This window comes from Alistipes sp. i18-0019-D1, assembly GCF_042852885.1.
GTDB lineage: Bacteria > Bacteroidota > Bacteroidia > Bacteroidales > Rikenellaceae > Alistipes.
The window spans coordinates 2,376,635-2,395,256 of the sequence record NZ_AP031424.1; the positions used below are offsets into that span (position 1 = coordinate 2,376,635).

11 protein-coding genes and 1 riboswitch are annotated in these 18,622 nt (G+C 61.5%); of the genes, 10 read left to right on the forward strand and 1 reads right to left on the reverse strand.

All coding sequences use genetic code 11. The features are described from left to right. The first annotated feature begins 38 nt into the window (after positions 1 to 38). The 7 genes from ACGHP5_RS09890 to ACGHP5_RS09920 all read left to right on the forward strand — a co-directional run bounded on the left by ACGHP5_RS09890 (position 39) and on the right by ACGHP5_RS09920 (position 15,111). Positions 39 to 3,539: a SusC/RagA family TonB-linked outer membrane protein gene (locus ACGHP5_RS09890; protein WP_390566431.1), complete on the forward strand. Its 3,501-nt coding sequence runs from the start codon at positions 39 to 41 to the stop codon at positions 3,537 to 3,539. Between the two features lie 13 nt (positions 3,540 to 3,552). After that, positions 3,553 to 5,058 (forward strand): SusD/RagB family nutrient-binding outer membrane lipoprotein, encoded by a 1,506-nt coding sequence (locus tag ACGHP5_RS09895; protein ID WP_390566433.1) that lies wholly within the window; start codon positions 3,553 to 3,555, stop codon positions 5,056 to 5,058. An 18-nt stretch (positions 5,059 to 5,076) separates the two neighbouring features. Further along, positions 5,077 to 7,209 (forward strand): DUF5689 domain-containing protein, encoded by a 2,133-nt coding sequence (locus ACGHP5_RS09900; RefSeq protein ID WP_337756692.1) that lies wholly within the window; start codon positions 5,077 to 5,079, stop codon positions 7,207 to 7,209. A gap of 19 nt (positions 7,210 to 7,228) precedes the next feature. Beyond that, positions 7,229 to 9,184, forward strand: a complete 1,956-nt coding sequence (locus tag ACGHP5_RS09905) for a calcineurin-like phosphoesterase family protein (RefSeq protein WP_290533160.1) — start codon at positions 7,229 to 7,231, stop codon at positions 9,182 to 9,184. 17 nt (positions 9,185 to 9,201) lie between these two features. Then, complete coding sequence (locus ACGHP5_RS09910) at positions 9,202 to 11,961, forward strand: BACON domain-containing protein (RefSeq protein WP_337772067.1); 2,760 nt, start codon at positions 9,202 to 9,204, stop codon at positions 11,959 to 11,961. A gap of 12 nt (positions 11,962 to 11,973) precedes the next feature. Continuing rightward, on the forward strand, positions 11,974 to 12,735 hold the full coding sequence (locus ACGHP5_RS09915) for a S1/P1 nuclease (RefSeq protein ID WP_337772069.1): 762 nt from the start codon (positions 11,974 to 11,976) through the stop codon (positions 12,733 to 12,735). A 284-nt stretch (positions 12,736 to 13,019) separates the two neighbouring features. Beyond that, positions 13,020 to 13,221, forward strand: a riboswitch (cobalamin riboswitch). A 252-nt stretch (positions 13,222 to 13,473) separates the two neighbouring features. Further along, positions 13,474 to 15,111, forward strand: a complete 1,638-nt coding sequence (locus tag ACGHP5_RS09920; RefSeq protein WP_337772070.1) for a PL29 family lyase N-terminal domain-containing protein — start codon at positions 13,474 to 13,476, stop codon at positions 15,109 to 15,111. A 70-nt stretch (positions 15,112 to 15,181) separates the two neighbouring features. Here ACGHP5_RS09920 and purB read toward each other — a convergent pair whose 3' ends face one another. Beyond that, positions 15,182 to 16,528, reverse strand: coding sequence for an adenylosuccinate lyase (gene purB / locus ACGHP5_RS09925; RefSeq protein ID WP_337772072.1), 1,347 nt, complete (start codon positions 16,526 to 16,528; stop codon positions 15,182 to 15,184). 105 nt (positions 16,529 to 16,633) lie between these two features. On the opposite strand from purB, the gene ACGHP5_RS09930 reads away from it, so the two are divergent. The 3 genes from ACGHP5_RS09930 to ACGHP5_RS09940 are packed head-to-tail and all read left to right on the forward strand — an operon-like array spanning position 16,634 to position 18,541. Then, on the forward strand, positions 16,634 to 17,044 hold the full coding sequence (locus ACGHP5_RS09930; protein ID WP_295905391.1) for a DUF4834 family protein: 411 nt from the start codon (positions 16,634 to 16,636) through the stop codon (positions 17,042 to 17,044). Position 17,045: 1 nt separating this feature from the next. Continuing rightward, the gene (locus tag ACGHP5_RS09935; protein ID WP_295905392.1) at positions 17,046 to 17,789 is read left to right on the forward strand and encodes an ABC transporter permease; all 744 of its coding nucleotides are present in this window, start codon (positions 17,046 to 17,048) and stop codon (positions 17,787 to 17,789) included. After that, positions 17,786 to 18,541, forward strand: coding sequence for an ABC transporter ATP-binding protein (locus ACGHP5_RS09940; protein WP_290533153.1), 756 nt, complete (start codon positions 17,786 to 17,788; stop codon positions 18,539 to 18,541). Before ACGHP5_RS09935 ends, ACGHP5_RS09940 begins: the two co-directional genes overlap by 4 nt. The last annotated feature ends 81 nt before the right edge of the window (positions 18,542 to 18,622 follow it).

An 18,622-nucleotide genomic window follows, 5' to 3' on the forward strand; every position in this document is an offset into this window, starting at 1 on the left:
ATCGGTTCTGCTGGCTCTGGCCGTCGCTACCGCCGCCCTTGCAGTACCCCCCCCCCTCGCGCGACGGGAAACTGACCCTTAACGTAAAGAATATCACGGTCAAAGAGCTGCTGCAAACGATCGAGAAACAGAGCCGATACACGTTCGTGTACAACAATTCGGACTTCGACACCTCCCGCCGGGTCTCGCTCGACGTCACCGATGCTTCCGTCGAAACGGTCATCGCGCAGGCGATTCCCGAGGTGGCGGTCTCGGTGCGGGGCGCACAGGTCGTGCTGGTGCGCAGGGCAGCCGGCAAGTCGCGGCCCGACGTGAAAATAACCGGTACGGTGCGCGACACCGACGGCGTGCCGCTGATCGGCGCGACACTGATCGTCGAGGGCACGACCCTCGGGACGAGCACGGGTGTCAACGGCGAATATGCGCTGAACGTTCCGGCGAACGGTCGGATCGTCTGCTCCTACCTGGGCTACGATGCGGTGACCGAGGCGGTGAACGCCCGTACGCGCATCGACTTCCGGCTCCGGGCCGCGGCCAACAGCATCGAGGATGTGGTGGTAACGGCCCTCGGCATCACCCGCAAGGAGAAGAGCCTCGGCTATGCCGTTTCGAAGATCGGTTCCGACGACATCACCAACAATGCCAGCGGCAACTGGCTGAGCGGCATGGCCGGCAAGGTCGCGGGCCTGAACCTCGATCAGTCGTCGGCCGGTCCCGGCGGTTCGGTCCGCGTGACGCTGCGCGGCGAAGGCTCGCTCTCGTATAACAACAACACGGCCCTGTTCGTGGTCGACGGCGTGCCCATCGGCAGCGGCATGGACTCCAACTCATCGTCGGGTTCCTACGAGTCTAACGACGCCCCGATCGACTACGGCAACGGCGCCGGAGACATCAACCCCGACGACGTGGAGTCGATCTCTGTGCTCAAAGGTCCTGCGGCCACGGCTCTCTACGGATCGCGCGCGGCCAACGGCGCCGTCATCATCACCACCAAGTCGGGCCGCAAGCAGAAGGGGCTGGGCGTGACGTTCACGACCTCGGTGACCTTCGACAAGGCGGGTTACTGGCCCGATTTCCAGTATGAGTACGGTGCGGGCGACTACCGCAAAACCACGATCAACAACGGCCACATGACCAACGGCCTGAATCCCGACGAATATTCGTTCTACACGGTCGACGCCGATCATTCCGACACGGGAAAGAAGGTCAACGCCTTCGCTTCGCGTTACCAGTTCGGCGAAAAGATTCAGGGGCAGATGCGCTACATGTATGCTTCGTACGATCCGGCCACGGATACCTACACGCGCATGCCCTACAAGGTCTACGACTGGTACAAGGGCTTTTTCCAGACCGGCGTGACCTACACCAACAGCCTGGCCGTGGATGCCAGCGACGGCCACGGATCGTCGTTGCGCGTCTCGATCAAGGACACGCGCAACGACTGGATCGTGCCCAATACGGGCTTCACGACGCAGAATTTCGGCGTCTCGGCCGTCAGCAAGCGTAACAAGTACATCGAGGCGGGCGTGAAGCTCAACTACTACCGCAAGAATTCGGACAATCTGCCGGTAGGCGGATACAGCAACTCGTCGCCCCTGAAGACCCTGCTGTGGCAGCCCGTGAGCGCCTCGGCCCGCGACGCCTACAACGAGTGGAAGAGCGGCCGCCTGATCGATTACTATTCGGGAGTCGATACCTCCGTAAAGCTGATCAACGGCTCGATGGACAACCCCTATTTCATCGTCTACGACTGCCTGAACACCCAGTCCCGCGACCGGGTCTACGGCAACGCCAGCGTGACGGGGCACATCATTCCCGGCAGGCTCTCGGTGACGCTGCGTTCGGGACTCGATTTCAGCAGCGATTTCCGCACTCAATGCAAACCGCAGTACACTCACGCCTATCTCGACGGCATGTACCGCGAGCAGACGATCCGCAGCATGGAACTCAACAATGATTTTCTGGTGAGCTACCACGACACTTTCGGTCAACTGTCGCTCAACGCCTCGCTTGGCGGCAACAACATGCTCTACAAGTACCACAACTCCCGTCAGACGGCCAACATGCTCGAAGAACCGAACGTCTTTATCCTGCAGAACGTCAACGGCACGCTCGACTTTGCCAATACGCGCAAGACCAAGTCGATCAATTCGTTTTACGGGCTTGTCTCGCTCGGCTGGCGCGACATGCTCTTTCTCGACGTGACGGGCCGCAACGACTGGTCGTCGACGCTGGCTCCGGGCTACAACTCTTACTTCTACCCATCGGTGAGCGCCAGCGTGCTGCTCGACGAGGTGTTCAAACTGCATGACAAGGCCAAGTGGATCGACATGCTCAAGGTCCGCGGGTCGTGGGCCAACGTGGGTAACGACACCGAGCCTTACCAGCTGTGGGGAGCCTATGCCAATTCGTCGGTGTTCACCGGGGCCTACGGGCTGCCCGGCTCGACGAAGAACTACACGCTCAAACCCGAGAACGTCGAGAGCTGGGAGCTGGGTTTCGAAGGCCACTTCCTTCAGAACCGCGTATCGTTCGACTTCGCCTACTACGATTCGGAGACCACCAACCAGATCATCAACGTGCCCTCCGACTGGGCCACCGGAGCCTCGTCGATGGTCATTAACGCGGGCTGCGTGCGCAACCGGGGTATCGAACTCGCCGCGCGTTTCCGGCCCGTGTCGGCCAAGAACTGGCGCTGGGACATCGACGTCAACTGGTCGAAGAACTGGAACGAACTGGTCGAACTGGCCCCGGGCGTCAACGTCTGGCAGCTCAACGCCAGCAACACCATCGGCAGCAAAGTTTTCATCTACGCCTATCCGGGCGGCGAGCTGGGCCGCATCTATGGCTACGGACTCCAGACGGCTCCCGAAGGGGCCTTCTATTACGACGCCGACGGCAGGAAGGTCGATTGCTCGGGACAGCACATCGTCGACGCCGCGACCGGAAACCCGGTGCTCGACGCCACGAACCTGAAGGATCTGGGCAGCATCTATCCCCAGTGGAAGGCCGGACTGACGACCTCGCTGCGTTACAAGGGGCTGACTCTCACGGCGTCGTTCGCCGCGTCGTACGGCGGCAGGGCTTATTCGCTGACCAACTCGATCCTCTCCTACATGGGCAAGCTGACCAACTCGCTCGAAGGCCGTTACGACGGTCTGGTCCATCCGGGTGTCAACGTCTCCGCCGACGGCGTCTACTCCCCGAACAGTACCATCACCACCGATGCGGTCGACTATTACAACACGGTCATCTACCCGCGCGGCAATACCGAATCGAACGTCTTCGACACCTCGTACCTGAAACTCAAGGAGCTGCGGGTCGAATACCTGCTGCCCCGGAGCCTGTGCGCCAAGACAAAGGTGTTCCAGAACGTTTCGCTGTCGTTTTTCGTGACCAATGTGTTCTGCATCACCAATTTCCCGCAGTTCGACCCCGAGGTGGCCTCGCTCTCCGGCTCGTCGCTCTACCGCGGCGTGGAGACGGGCGCCTATCCGATGACCCGTTCCTACGGATTCAGCCTGAAACTCGGATTCTAAAACAGACCCAACCATGAAAAAGCTGAAACATATCCTTATCGCAGCCCTCCTGCTCGCCGGGGCGGGCGCCTGCACGGCCAACTTCGACGAATACAACACCAATCCCAATGAGATGGACCTGTGGAAGATCGCGCCTGCGGGCATGATTCAGGAACTGCTCTACTCGGGGACCGAGGTGTTCCTCTACCGTACGTGGCAGCTCAACGGCGAGCTGATCCAGTACACCATCGCCGGGTCGGGCAACAACACCTACCATCGCTATGTGGTTGAAAACTCGGTTGGCGCCTCGGCGTGGAGCAACCTCTACAAGCAGGCGGCCAACGCCGACCACATGCGCCAGCTGGCCATCCGCAAGGAAGACCCCAATTACGAGGCGATCGCCCTGACGCTGCGTACGCTCTTTCTGCAGAACATCGCCGACCTGTTCGGCGACGTGCCCTGTTCGGAGGCCTTCAAAGGTCCGTCGGAGAATGTCAAGCAGCCCGTTTTCGATACGCAGGAGCAGGTCTACCGGTCGTTGCTCGCCGATCTGGAACGAGCCAATTCGCTCTACGACAATTCGGTGGCGTTGTCCAGCGCGACGCGCGACCTGCTTTACAAGGGCGACCTCACGAAGTGGCGCAAGTTCAACAATTCGCTCTACCTGCGACTGCTGATGCGCCTGAGTAATCGCAACGCCGCAGTGGGCGTGGCCGCGAAGATCGCCGAGGTGTTCGACAACCCCGACAAATACCCCGTCTTCACGGGCAATGAGGACAATGCCGAGATGCGTTACGACGAGGTGGAGCCTTTCGTCAACTACTGGGGCACGAAACTCAACACGCAGTTCACCACCTCGACGGGCCGCCGGCCGGCCGAGCAGATTATCGGCATGATGGACAAGTCGGGCGACCCGCGTATCGGCATCTGGTTCCTCCAGCCGTCGGGCGCCGAGGGCTGGAAGGGCGGACAGAGCGGCATCGAGGCGCAGGACGCCGATTTCACGGGCATCGCCAACCTCAACAAGGCCACGCTCGGGGAGTACGGTTCGCCCTATGCGCTGATGAAATACGACGAGGTGCTGTTCATTTTCGCCGAGGCGATGCAGCGCGGATGGATTGCGGGCGATGCCGGGACCTACTACCGCAACGCCATCCGCGCTTCGGTCAAATATTGGGACGGGGTTGCCGAGTCGCTGACCATTCCCGACGTGGTGATCGAGAATTTCCTGGCGAACGTGCCCTACGACGGGACGCTCGAAACGATCATCGACCAGAAATACGTGGCCTTGTTCTGGGTCGGCTACGAGGCGTGGGCCGAGTACCGGCGTACGGGCTATCCCACGCTCGAGATCGGCAGCGGCACGTTCAACGACCACATCCTGCCCACCCGGCTGGTCTATCCGACCAACACCGTGGAAACCAACAAGAACAACTACAATGCGGCCGTGGAGCGGTTGAGGAGCTACTACGGCGGTGCCGACGACATGAAAACCCCCGTCTGGTGGAGCAAGGCGGCCGTCGACAAAGGAATCAGATAACCGAAAAAAGACAGGACTATGAAAACGATGATAGCGCGTCTCTGCGCCTTTGCTGCTGCCGCGGCCGCCGTGGTTTCGGCGGCGCTCGGCACGTCGTGCGAGAAGGACGAGACGCAGGAAAAATATGTCTGCATTCTCGATAACGACCGGAACGGCATCCGGGAGGTGTCGTTCGATACGGCGGGCGGCACGCAGGATTTCCTGATGTATTCCAACTACGGCAGCTGGAAACTCGTCCCGACCTACGAAGAGGACCTCGAATGGCTCTCCTTCTGGCCGACGGAGGGTGTCGGCGACGCCCGCTTCTCGGCGATGGTCGCCAAGAACAAGACGGCCTACCAGCGTCACGGAACGCTGAACGTCGTGGTCGACGGGGAGCCGGTGGCGACGATCCGTTTCAGCCAGACGGGCGCCGAGCCGACGCTGACGGTCAACGTCAAGGAGTCGGGTAGGACCGTCTCGGCCAAGGGTGAGACCTTCACCGTGGGGGTCGAGGCGAATATCGACTGGGTGGCCGAACTGGTCGATCCGGCCGATGCCTCGTGGATCACCGTCGGGGAGTTCACGCCTACGAGTCAGACCTTCGTCTGCGCCGCGAACCCGGGTTCCGAACCGCGGGAGGCCCGGGTGCGTATCGCGGCTTACGGGACTTCGGTGTCGTGCGTGTTTACCGTCACGCAGCCCGACATGTCGAGCGCCTTCGAGGAGGCCGAAAAGGTCACGATCGCCGAACTGCTGGCGATGGGCGAGGGCAAGATCGCGCGCAACGTCTACGTGGAGGGCAGCGTGATCAGCGACCGCGCGACGCGCAACTATCCCGTGGCCTATTCGCCGGGCGGCGGCACGCATGTGAACAACACGATGTTCATTCAGGACGAGACCGCGGGCCTGTGGATTGAGTTCGACGACGAGGCGGACAACCTCTACGACCTGAATCAGGTTGTGACGGTCCACATGTACGGACAGCATATCGAGCGCGACGTCTATACCAACGGACTGAAGATCGCTGGCCTTTCGTCGACGGCCGTGCAGAGCGCCGCGGCGGGAACGCCCGTCGAACCGGTCGTGATCGACGATCTGACCCGGCTGCCGGAGTACGAGAACCGCCTCGTGACGCTGCGAAACGTGGAATTCGCGCTGCCCTACGGCACGCTGGTCAACATCAACGAGGGGGTCACTTACCTGGGTATCAGGCAGGGTGCCGCCTACCAGGCGTCGGCGGACTACAACGACCTGACGATCGAGTACGGTCACTACCTGCGCGACGCGAAGGGCCATACGGCCAAGCTCTATACCACGTGGTCGTTCACCGAGCGGGCGCTTTCGATGATTCCCGAAGGAGCGGGCGACGTCACGGGCATCGTCAATAAACGCTACAAGTGCGACATGTACGACGGCCGCGACGAGATGCGCCGTCCCGTCGAGAGCTGGTGCGTGCGCATCCGCCGCGAGTCGGACGTCACGAACTTCGAGACCCCCGCCGCGAGCCGCCTTTCGAAGACCGTCATGCAGATCGGCCCGTGGACCGACAACAAGGGCGCCATGCAGACCGTCACGGCCTCCGTCGGACGGGGACAGCTGAAGCATTCGGTCGGCGTCGAAGTGCTCGGGTCGACCTCGGGCAACACGCAGCAGATGTATCTGGCGTGGGCCCACGCCCGCTGCGCCCCGGCGACGTGGGATGCGGAGAAGAGCCTCTGGCTTCCGGCCTACGGCAACACCAAGGGCGTGCAGTACATCGCCCTGATGGCCCAGGGGTGGTGGAAAAACACCGCGGCCGTCCACAGCGATACGGAGGGCTGTTGCTGGATTCTCTCGGACCTCACGACGAAGGGCTTCACGGGGCAGATTTCGCTCCAGTTCACGGCGTCGAGCAACACCTCCGGCCCGATGTACTTCCAGATGGAGTGGGCCGAGACGGACGATGCGAAGACGTGGACGCCGATCGGCAACGAATACGTGGCCTCGAACTGGCACAGCTGCATCGCGGCGCCCGAATACCTCTTCGTACTGCCCGACGAGCTGAAGGACCGCGAGGGTTTCTCGATCCGTCTGCGGGCGACGCGCCCGCGCAACGCCAGCGACACGGAGAACTCCGCTTCGGGAACCAGCCGCATAGGTGTCGTACGCATGTCGTGCCTCGATTTATAAACCGTAAAAATTCCGAACGATGAAAATATGGCAATATAAACTGAAAACGCTCTTCGTCCTGCTCGCGGGCTTCCTGCTCGCGGCAGGGTGCTCGGAGAGCGATCCCCGGGAGTTCGTGCAGCCCGAGCGGCTGGTGCGCAACCTCTACCTCGCGCCCGTGATGAGCGTGTACGCCGGGCAGAAGCTGACTCTGCAGGGCGCGGGGTTCGAGGCGGGCGACGTGGTTTCGTTCCGCTCCGCTGCCGCTGCGCTCGATATGCCTGTGAGCGACGTCACGGTCAAGACGGCCCGTGTGGTGATACCTGCGGGGATCGCCCGGGAAAGCTACGAGGTCTACGTGGTCCGCGGTGCGCAGGAACAATACGTCGCCTCGGTGAAGGTCTACCTTACCACCGATCAGGAGGTTCCCGACAAGGAGGGGATGAACCTCAAGGGTATCGTCTACTGCGGCGGCAAAGGCGTGCCGGGAGTCCGTGTGTCGGACGGTCTGCAAACGGTCGTCACCGATGCCGACGGCTACTACTGGATGCCGTCGCTCAAGACGCTGGGCTACGTCTTCATCACCATTCCGTCGGGTTACCTGCCCGCCGCGCTGGACAACGACATGATGGGCTTCTGGGCCGGGCTGACGGCCGGAGCGGAGACGTGCGAGACGCACAACTTCGAACTGGTGCGCGCCGATACCGAAAATCACGTCATGCTGTTGGGCGCCGACCTGCACCTGGCCGACAAGCAGAACGACCTGCGTAATTTCCGGAACGGCTTCCTCGCCGAGACGCAGGCTTTCGCCGACGCCAGTTCCGTGCCGGTCTTCTGCCTGATGGCGGGAGACATGACCTGGGACCGCTACTGGTACGACCGGAATTTCGGGCTTACGCATTACCGGCAGCTGCTCTCGCAGAGCGGCTATACCGTCCCCGTGTTCCACGCCATGGGCAACCACGACAACGATCCCTACGTGCAGGGCGACGCCCCGGGACAGCTTCCCTATTGCAAAACGCTGGGCCCGAACTACTATTCGTTCAATCTCGGGCAGGTGCACTACGTGGTGCTCGACGACATCGACTGGATCAACACGGGCGGCAAGGACGGCGTCCTGGGCAACCGCGACTACAACCGTGTCGTGTCGCTGGCGCAGATGGAGTGGCTGGCCGAGGACCTGGCCGCCGTCGCGGACAAGACGGCGCCGCTGGTGATCTGCCTGCACGTCCAGCTCCACGAGAATTACAACGCTTCGTTTGCCAATACGGTCAAGATGTCGAGCGCCACGGGCGGGACCGCGGCGCTGCTGAACGCCGTGAAGGAGTTCTCCGAGGTCCATTTCATGACAGGGCACACGCACCACAACGCCACGATGGTCATCAACGACCGGGTGATCGAGCACAACACGGCCGCCGTGTGCGAAACGTGGTGGTGGAGTTCCTACTTCTCCGACCGGGCCGTCTGTGTCGACGGGTCGCCCGCCGGCTACGGAATCTATACCGTCAACGCGACCGACGTGAAGTGGAGTTACAAGGGTATCGGCGAACCGGCCGGCTATCAGTTCCGCACCTACGACATGAACACCGTGAAGAAGCACCTCGACAACAACGTCTACAAATCCTACCTCAAGCAGTACTCCAGCCGCAGGAACGACGGCGACGATTACGGAACGGTGGGCGAGAACGTAGTGTATGTCAACGTCTGGAACTACGATCCCGCGTGGACGGTCGAGGTGAAGGAGAACGGCGTGCCGCTGCCGGTGACGCGCGTCTTCGACCGCGACCCGCTGCACACGATCACCTTCGACATCCCCCGCGTGGAGGCGAAATACGAGGCCAACTCCGACTGGGCGTCGTGCTGTTCGTCGCACATGTTCAGCGCGACCGCCTCGTCAGCCTCGTCGGAACTCGAAATCACCGTCACCGATCGTTTCGGCAACGTCTACTCCGAGCGGATGCAGCGTCCGAAAGCCTATGTGAAGAGCATGAAATAACCTGAAAAACGAAGACCATGAAAAAATACGGATTATGGCTGCCGGTACTCGCGGCATTAGTCGCGGGGGCCTGCAGTACGGACGAAACCCGGGAGGGGACCCTCGCGCTCAATGCCACCTCGGTCAGCGCCAACAAGCGCGGAATGACCTACGAGGGCGGCGACGTTACGTTCGAGGTCATGTCGAACGTCTACTGGGTGATCAACCTCGACGAGCAGACCGACTGGCTGACCGTCACGCCCCGTGCGGCTTACGGCAACCAGACGGTGAAGGTCACCGCAGCCCTCAATGCGGGGGCGCGGCGCTCGGCGACGCTGCATTTCGACTCGCTGGACGGCGTTACCGCACAGATCGAGGTAACGCAGGGGGCGTATGACGAACTGATCCGCTACGTCCGCACCGGGGCCGGGAACTCGGCTGTTGCGGAGCCGGTCGCCGTGGGCGGCTATGCGGCCTGGGAGGCCGACGGCGTCGGAACCACGGCCGTCGGGTTCTCCGGGGTGAACGCCTTCGTGTCGGCCGACAGCCCTTCGTCGGGCTACGACGGGGCCTCGGGCGGCAACAATGTCCTGCTGGACGTTCCGGCGGCTCCTGAAGCGGGGGGTGTGGCTGTCGTGCCGTCGTTTTCGGTCGATGGCGTGGCCACAAAAGGAGACGCCTATTTCCGGCTGAAGATCGGCGTGCTGGCTCCCGACGGCGACCTTCAGCCCGAACGGTTCCGGGTGCTGATCGGCAACGGCGGTGACGAACGGGTTCCTCTGCAATACGAAGTGACCGACGGCACGGGTGCGTGGCGGGAGGTGCAGGCGCGTTTCCGGGTCGGCGAAGATACCCCCACGCTCGATTTTCGGATCGAGGCTCCGGCGGGCGGCTGCCGGATCGACGATTTCCGGCTTTATGAGGGCAATGTCGGCGAAGGCGAGGAGGTCGTTTTCCAGGTCGGCGGCGACGACGGCGAGGAGCCTGGCCACCTCTATTTCGGCGACGATTTCTCGTGGGTGACCGACGTGTACGGCGGAACCGACTACATCGGGACCTATCCCACGCCGCTGACGGCCGAAACCTACTGGAACGGCATAACCGTAGCCAGCCACGGGCAGGAGGCCTACGACGCTCTCGTCGGCTCGGGCTGGAAAACCGATGACAACAAGCTCAAGGAGCGCGTTTACCTGCGCATCGGCTATGTGAAGATGGGCCGCGGTTCCAATGCGGCGGGCTGCGGCGGAGGCTTGGTGACGCCCGCGCTGGACATCAAGAAGAATTGCGCCTCGACGCTCAAGGTCTCCTTCAAGTGCTGCATCTATGTAGCCGCCAACGGTAAGTGGGACCCCTCGACCATGCAGGTCCGCGTGATCGGTCCGGGCACGATCAACGACGACGTGTCGACCGGGAAAGTCTTTGTCATGCAGACCGAACGGCCGGTCGAGTGGGAGGAGAAAACGCTGCTCGTCTACGGCGCGACCAATGCCACGCAGCTGGTCTTCGAATCGGTCGAGGAGACCAAGGCCAACCGCTGGTTCCTGGACGACGTGCAGATCGTCAAGGCCGGTCCTGACGACCAGCCTTCCGTCGAACTGATGCCGCTGCCGGCCCCCGTGGTGACGTTCGACCGGGCTGCCGCCACCGAGAGTTCCGTGCGGTTTACGTGGACCGGAGTCGCCGACGCCGCGGAGTACGAATATTCCTACACCTGCCTCAACTGCGGCGAGGTGGTCGCTTCGCGCAGCGGCAGGACCCCCGATACGTCGGTCGGGTTCTCCGGACTGGAGGCCGGGACCTCCGCACGCCTCATGGTGCGTGCCCTGCCGGCCGAGGGCGACAAGACCTACAAGGAGTCGCCCTGGAGCGAACCCGCCGAGGGCGAGGTGGAGTCGTCGGGAGGCGGTCTGCCCCGGCTGGCGACGCCCTCCGGCGTGACGGTCTCGGCCAACAGCGCCTACGGGTTCGAGGCCGCGTGGAACGGAGTGCCCGATGCCACGGACTACACTTATTTCGTGGAACTGCCCAACGGACGAACCGTCGCCACGGGCAAGACGTGGGAGCCTCATGTGCATGTCGGCGGACTGGCCGGAAAGAGCCTGGGGAATTACCCCTATTTCAACTTCCGCGTGGTGGCCAACCACATGAACTACAACAGTTCGAAGGAGGAGATTCCGCAGACCTTCCTTTCGTCGGAGTCCTCCGAAGCCGTCCGGGCCGACGTCGTGCCGTCGTCGTCCACGGTCTATTTCCAGGACGATTTCTCCTGGGCCGACCCCTGGAGCGGCAGCGAACTGCTGGCGACCAACACCGACTGGATCAATACCTATTGCACGGTCGACAAAATGATCCGCTTCGACCTGCTGAAAAACGAGGGGACCGTGTCCCTCAACGGCTGGGATTACGACACCGCCAACAAGAGCGTCTACACCCGTCCGGGTTATATCCACCTCAATTCGTCGTCGGCATTGGGCCGGCTGATCTCTCCGGCGCTCACGGACATCGCCGGTACGGACGACGTGAAGGTCAGCTTCGACGCCACCTATTTCTTTCAGTATTTCTCCGGTGCTGCCGATACGAACAGAACGCTGACGGTCAGCATCCAGGGGGCGGGAAGCATCGAGGGCGCCCAAAACGGGGTCCTCTCGTTCCCGCTGTCGCGCGGCAACGCCTGGGAGGGATTCTCCTTCACCGTCACGGGGGCCGACGCCACGACCCGCTTCGTGTTCGCCCCGGCAACCAAAAGCAAAAACCGCGTGCAGTTCGATAACTTCCGCGCTGAATCGTTAACCCGTTAACCGTTAGAACCGATGAAAAAAATGAAACTGTTCCTGCTGGTCCTCATGTTCTGCGCGGCGCTGCCGTCGCAGGCGTGGGACCGCACGCGCCACGATGCCATCGCCTACATCGCCGAATGCAACCTGACGCCCCGGGCGAAAAAGAACATCGCCCGCTACCTCGAACATTCGATCGTCTACTACGCTTCGTGGATGGACAAGTACCGCAGCACGCCAGAATTCCGCGACGTCGAGCACGTGAGCTACGTGGATGCCGACATGCAGCTGGTCGACACGCTGCGCAAGGGAAAGACCAACTGTGTCGTGGAGCTGATGCGCGCCGTCGAGCGGCTGAAGGACTACCGGAACATGAGCGACTCGCTCGTGCGGCTGAACCTGATGTATGTCATTCACATCGTGGGCGACATGCACTGCCCCTCGCACGTCAAGTATCCCGGTTGCAAGAGCGGCCGTGCGGACCTCAACGGGAAAAAGATGTCCTACCACGCGATGTGGGACTGGGGCGTGCTGGACGGCGCACACGGCTGGAGTTACAGCGAGTACCGACTGCTGCTGGATACCTTCTCCAAACGTGAAAAGGCTGCGATGGCCAAGGGTACGCCCCGCGAGTGGCTGCACGAAACGGCCGTCGCCTGCCGGGTGATCTACGACTGGCAGCGGGCCGACGAGACCTACGACAAGCAGTTCGTGATGGACACCTACCTGCTGCCCGAACGCCAGCTGATCCTGGCGTCGTACCGTCTGGCCGCCGTGCTCAACGATCTGTTCGGTTAGTGAGAGCCTCCGGGGATAAAAAAACAGCAGGGAATCTCACGATTGCCTGCTGCCCCCAGGAGGTTGCCCTCCTAAAACTACTAACCCAAACTTAAATAAATGAAGAAACCTCACTGCGGTTGCTGTGCCGCAGTTGACTGAAATAAGTACAAAGCGCGTGCCAAAGTCGCGCGCCGTCCGCCGGAAAAGGGCGCATCGTGGCCGGAACGCCCCGCGGCGCTGAACCGCGGGGCGCGTTCGGCGGAAATATTCCGCCGAATCGCTTGCTTCCTGCCGATAAAAGCGTACCTTTGCCGTGCAATGGTTTCCCCGTGGAGGGGAATTAAAAGGGAATGCCGTGTGAATCGGCAACAGTTCCCGCTGCTGTGAGTCCCGCCCGAAAGGGCTTTTTCGTTGCGGCATTCTTGAGCCACTGGTCCTCCTGGACCGGGAAGGCGCCGCCCCGGGGGACAAGTCAGAAGACCTGCCTTGCGCGATAGGGTGTTTGCTCCTGCGGAGAAAGGGAGTGCCTGAAGTCGCCGCCGGCGGTTTTTCCGTGCGTCCTTATTTGCTTCGGCCCTCTTTTTCCTGTTGCTGCGAACCTCTTCGGACAGACTTTTTTACGGTCGGATGAGGAAGTCGTCGCCATGCTTTGCCGGGTGGTCATGCCTGTTTTTGCCTGTGCGGTATTCTCCGTGAAGTCTGTCCGTTACGGACGGGACAGAACAGATGGAACCATTAACTAAAAAACGAAGCATGATGAAAAAATTACTTGTGATCTGCACCTGGGCGCTGCTACTCGGCGGCTGCAAGAGCGAATCCGGGGCCTCGGACCCGGACGGAGACAAACCCGTTCCCCCTCCTTCGGCCGAACTGTTGCAAAAGATCGAGGACCTGAATGCGGGTCTGGTCTCGCTGAAAGCGCTGGCCGGAGCCGTGTCGCAGTCGGAAGTGCGGTCGCTGGCCGAGACCGAAAAGGGCGTACGGCTCACGTTCCGCGACGGGACCGAAGTGACGGTAGCCTGCCGTGCGGAGGCTGCGGAAGCGCCGCTGATCGGCATTGCGGCCGAAGGGGACGCGTATTACTGGACGCTCGCCGCGGAAAAGGATGCACCGTGGCTGAAAGACGCTTCCGGCGAAAAGATGCCCGTCTCGGGACCTGTTCCCGTCATGGGACGCGATGACAAGGGCCTCTGGACCGTGACGACGGACGCCGCCGTGACGCCGTGGCAGATCGGGGACGCCTCCGGAAATCCGGTCGAGGCCACCGGTGACGAGTGCGTGGAGTTGTTCCGGTCGGTAAAGGCTGAAAACGGCCGGGTGGAAATCGCGCTGACGGACGGCGGGACGCTTTCGGCGGCGCAGATCAATGACCTGAGCGCTGCGGGGACGGCCAACTGCTATGTGGTTTCGGCTCCCGGGAGTTACGTTTTCAATGCCCGGGTGCGCGGAAACGGCGCCGGCGAAGGAGTCGGTTTCGAGCCGGCGATCGAACTGGCGGATGACATGACGGCCGACTGGCTGTGGACCGATTCCGAAGGACTTGTTTCGGGAATCGCCCTCGACAAGGTCTCCGGTGACATCTCCTTCACGGTCGGCGAAGGCAAGGGCAATGCGCTGGTCGCGCTGATGCAGGACGGCAGGGTCGTCTGGAGCTGGCATATCTGGGTGACCGACGCTCCGCAGACGATGGCCTACGGGAACGGGACGGTCTTCATGGACCGCAACCTGGGCGCCGTAGGTGCGACCGCAGGCGGCACGGACGCTTACGGCATGTATTACCAGTGGGGGCGTAAGGACCCGTTCTACGGGGGCGAGAAAACGGAAACTTCGGCCAATGCGTTTCTCGAGGCGAAGAACGGCACGGCGGTGAATCCCGCTTATCCGGCGCTGGGGTGGAATTTCAGCAAGAGTGCGACGACGACCGACGGGGCTGCCGCCAATCCCATGACGTTCTACAACAATAAGGTCGGAAACGGCTACAACTGGCTCGCGTCGCCGAACGCGACATTGTGGGGTGAGACCAAAACGCTCAACGACCCCTGCCCTCCGGGGTACAGGGTTCCTGAAACCGGTGCATGGGAGGATCTGATTGCAGGCCGCCAGTATATCGACGGCGTTTCGGTATGGGACGGAACGAATTGCGGTATGACCTACGCCCACGGGGGACGGACGGCCTGGTATCCGGCGCAGGGCTATCGCAATTACAGTTCGGGCGCCATCGTGGGCCTGCGCAGTTCGACCGGCGGTTCGGGGGCTTACTGGTCGGTGGAAGCCTCTTCGGCCAAATCCTATTACCTCTTCTTCCGCAGCAAACTGTCGAGCAGCGGTTCGATCAATAATGAGCTGGACAAGGAGCGTTCCTATGGCTATACGGTGCGTTGCTGCAAGGAGTAACGATCCGTTTGGAATGAATAAAGGCAGGACACTTTCGGGTCCTGCCTTTGTTTCCGATGCCGGTTCCGGTCTACCGGAACACGCCCGTGTAGGTCGAGGGCGAGAGGGCGCGCAACTCCTCCTTGACCGATTCGGCGACGTCGAGCGTTTCGATGAATGCCGCGATCGACTCGCGGGTGATGTGGGCGTTGGTTCGCGTCAGGGCCTTCAAAGCCTCGTAGGGCTTCGGGAAGCCTTCGCGGCGCAGGATGGTCTGGATGCCCTCGGCCACCACGGCCCAGTTGTTCTCCAGGTCGCGCGCCAGCGCCTCGGGATTGAGGATCACCTTGTTCAGTCCCTTGAGCAGCGATTTGAGGGCGATCACCGCATGGGCCATCGGCACGCCGATGTTACGCAGCACGGTCGAGTCCGTCAGGTCGCGCTGGAGGCGCGAAACGGGCAGCTTCGAGGCGAGGTGCTCGAAAACGGCGTTGGCGATGCCGAAATTGCCCTCGGCGTTTTCGAAGTCGATGGGGTTGACCTTGTGGGGCATGGCGCTCGACCCGACCTCCCCGGCCTTGATCTGCTGTTTGAAGTACTCCATCGAAATATAGGTCCACATGTCCCGCGAGAGGTCGATGAGGATGGTGTCGATGCGCTTCATGTTGTCGAAGATGGCGGCCAGGTTGTCGTAGTGTTCGATCTGCGTGGTGTACTGCGAGCGGCAAAGCCCCAGCGTCTCGTTCACGAACCGGTTGGCGAAAACCACCCAGTCGATGGCGGGGTAGGCTGCCCGGTGGGCGTTGAAGTTGCCCGTGGCGCCGCCGAACTTGGCCGGAACGGCGATGTCGTGGAGCATGACCGACTGCTTTTCGAGCCGCTCGACGAATACCGAAAACTCTTTGCCCAGCGAGGTCGGCGAGGCGGGCTGCCCGTGCGTGCGCGCCAGCATCGGAACCTCGCGCCACTGCTCGGCGAACGACGCCAAGGTATCGCGGACCTCCTCGACGGCGGGGTAGTAGACCCCCGTCATGGCCTCTTTCAGCGAGAGCGGAATGGCCGTGTTGTTGATGTCCTGCGACGTGAGGCCGAAGTGCACGAACTCTTTGTAGGCTTCGAGCCCCAGGGTGTCCATTTTCTCCTTGATGATGTATTCGACGGCCTTTACGTCGTGGTTGGTCACCGACTCGATCTCCTTCACGCGCTGGGCGTCGGCGGCCGAGAAATCGAGGTACAGGGCGCGCAGGGCGGCGAATTTCGAGCGGTCGATGCCGGCCAGCTGCGGCAGCGGCAGCTCCGCGAGGGCGATGAAGTACTCCACTTCGACGCGGATGCGGTAGCGGATGAGGGCCTGCTCCGAAAAATAATCGGCTAATTTCTCCGTTTTATTACGGTAACGCCCGTCGACGGGCGAGATGGCGGTGAGGGGAGTTAACATGTGGGATTGTGATTTGTTTTTCGTTTCCAGACGCCAAATTTACGACATTTAATTGAAATACGCATAATTTTCCATACCTTTGTGGAGATGTAAACCGAAATCGGAATGAATTTCATATTGGCAATCATCGACTCCCTGGCGGGCTTCGTGCAGCGCAACCCGCTGACGACGCTCCTCATCGTCATACTGGCGCTCGGCGCCCCCGCACTGCTCAAGGGCATCGCGCTGTTTATCTTGTATTTTCTTATGGGACTTATTATTTTGGTCGTCGTGCTGATGCTGGCTTTCCGCTGGCGGATCTACAAGGTCCGCAAGCAGATGGAGCAGCAGTTCGGCGAAGGCTTCGGACAGCAGTCCGGACCGAAGGGCTTCGGCGGTTTCGGCTCGCCCTTTGCAGAGCAGCCGCGCAAGGCGCGCGAAGGCGAAGTGAAGGTGCACAAAACCCCGGCAACGCCCGAGAAGCGCGTGTCGAAGGACGTGGGCGACTACGTCGATTTCGAAGAGGAGAAGCAGTAGCATGTTGAAGATTTTCGAACTCATAGGGCGCTATTTCATGCTGATGGGAAAGGTCTTTTCCCGTCCGGAGAAGGCTGCCATCTACCGCCGGCGGATCATCTTCGAAATGGAGTCGCTCGGCATCAACTCGATCGGCCTGACGGCCATCATCTCGGTCTTCATCGGCGCGGTCATCACGCTGCAGATGTGCATCAACCTCGATTCGCCGTTCATCCCCCGTTCGCTGGTGGGCTATGCCACGCGCGAGACGATGATCCTGGAATTCTCGTCGGCGGTCGTGGCGCTGATTCTCGCCGGAAAGGTCGGCTCGTCGATCGCCTCGGAGATCGGGACCATGCGCATCACCGAACAGATCGACGCGCTCGAAATCATGGGCGTCAACTCCGCCTCGTATCTCATCCTCCCGAAGATCGTCGCCGCGATGGTCTTCTTCCCCTTCCTGACGATCCTCTCGATCCTGATCGGCATTCTGGGCGGATACCTCATCGCCGCCGCGACGGGCATCATGATCCCTGCCGACTACGTCGACGGCCTGCTGATGGATTTCAAGCCCTATTCGATCACCTACACGCTGATCAAGACCGTCTTCTTCGCCTACATCATCACCTCGATCTCGGCCTTCTACGGCTACAACGCCCGGGGCAACTCGCTGGAGGTCGGCACGGCCTCGACGCGCGCCGTGGTGGCCAGCTGCGTGGTGATTCTGCTTTTCGACCTGATCCTGACACAAGTCCTGCTCATATGATACGCGCCGAACATATCGTCAAGTCGTTCGACGGCCGGGTGGTGCTCGACGACATCTCGGTCGAATTCGAGACCGGAAAAACGAACCTCATCATCGGCCGCAGCGGCTCGGGGAAGACCGTGCTGCTCAAGACGCTGGTGGGGCTGCACGAACCCGATTCGGGCGACGTGTGGTACGACGAGGTGAACTTTTCGAAACTCGGTTTCCGGGAACGCAAGAGTATCCGCAAGGACATCGGCATGATTTTCCAGGGCGGGGCGCTGCTGGACTCCTCGACCGTCGTGGAGAACGTCAAGCTGCCGCTCGACCTCTTCACCTCGCAGAGCGAGCGGGAGAAGATGGAGCGCGTGAATTTCTGTCTCCAGCGCGTGCGGCTCGACGGGGCCAGCGAACTCTATCCGGCCGAACTGTCGGGCGGCATGATCAAGCGCGTGGCCATCGCCCGGGCCATCGTGATGAATCCCCGTTACCTGTTCTGCGACGAACCCAACTCGGGGCTCGATCCGCAGACCTCGATCGTCATCGACAACCTGATCCACGAGATCACCCAGGAGTACGGCATCACGACGATCATCAACACCCACGACATGAACTCCGTGATGGAGATCGGCGAGAAAATTGTATACATCCACGACGGCCGTAAATGGTGGGAGGGAACGAAGGACGACATCCTGCATGCGGACAACCGTGAACTGAACGATTTCGTCTTCGCTTCGGCCATGGCCAAACGCGCAAAAAAGGCTGCGCAGTAGACTTCCGCAGGGTTGTGCACCGGAAGACGGCGGCGGCTTCCGGCGAGAGGGGATGCGCCGGGAAACGGGTGCGTCCGCGGT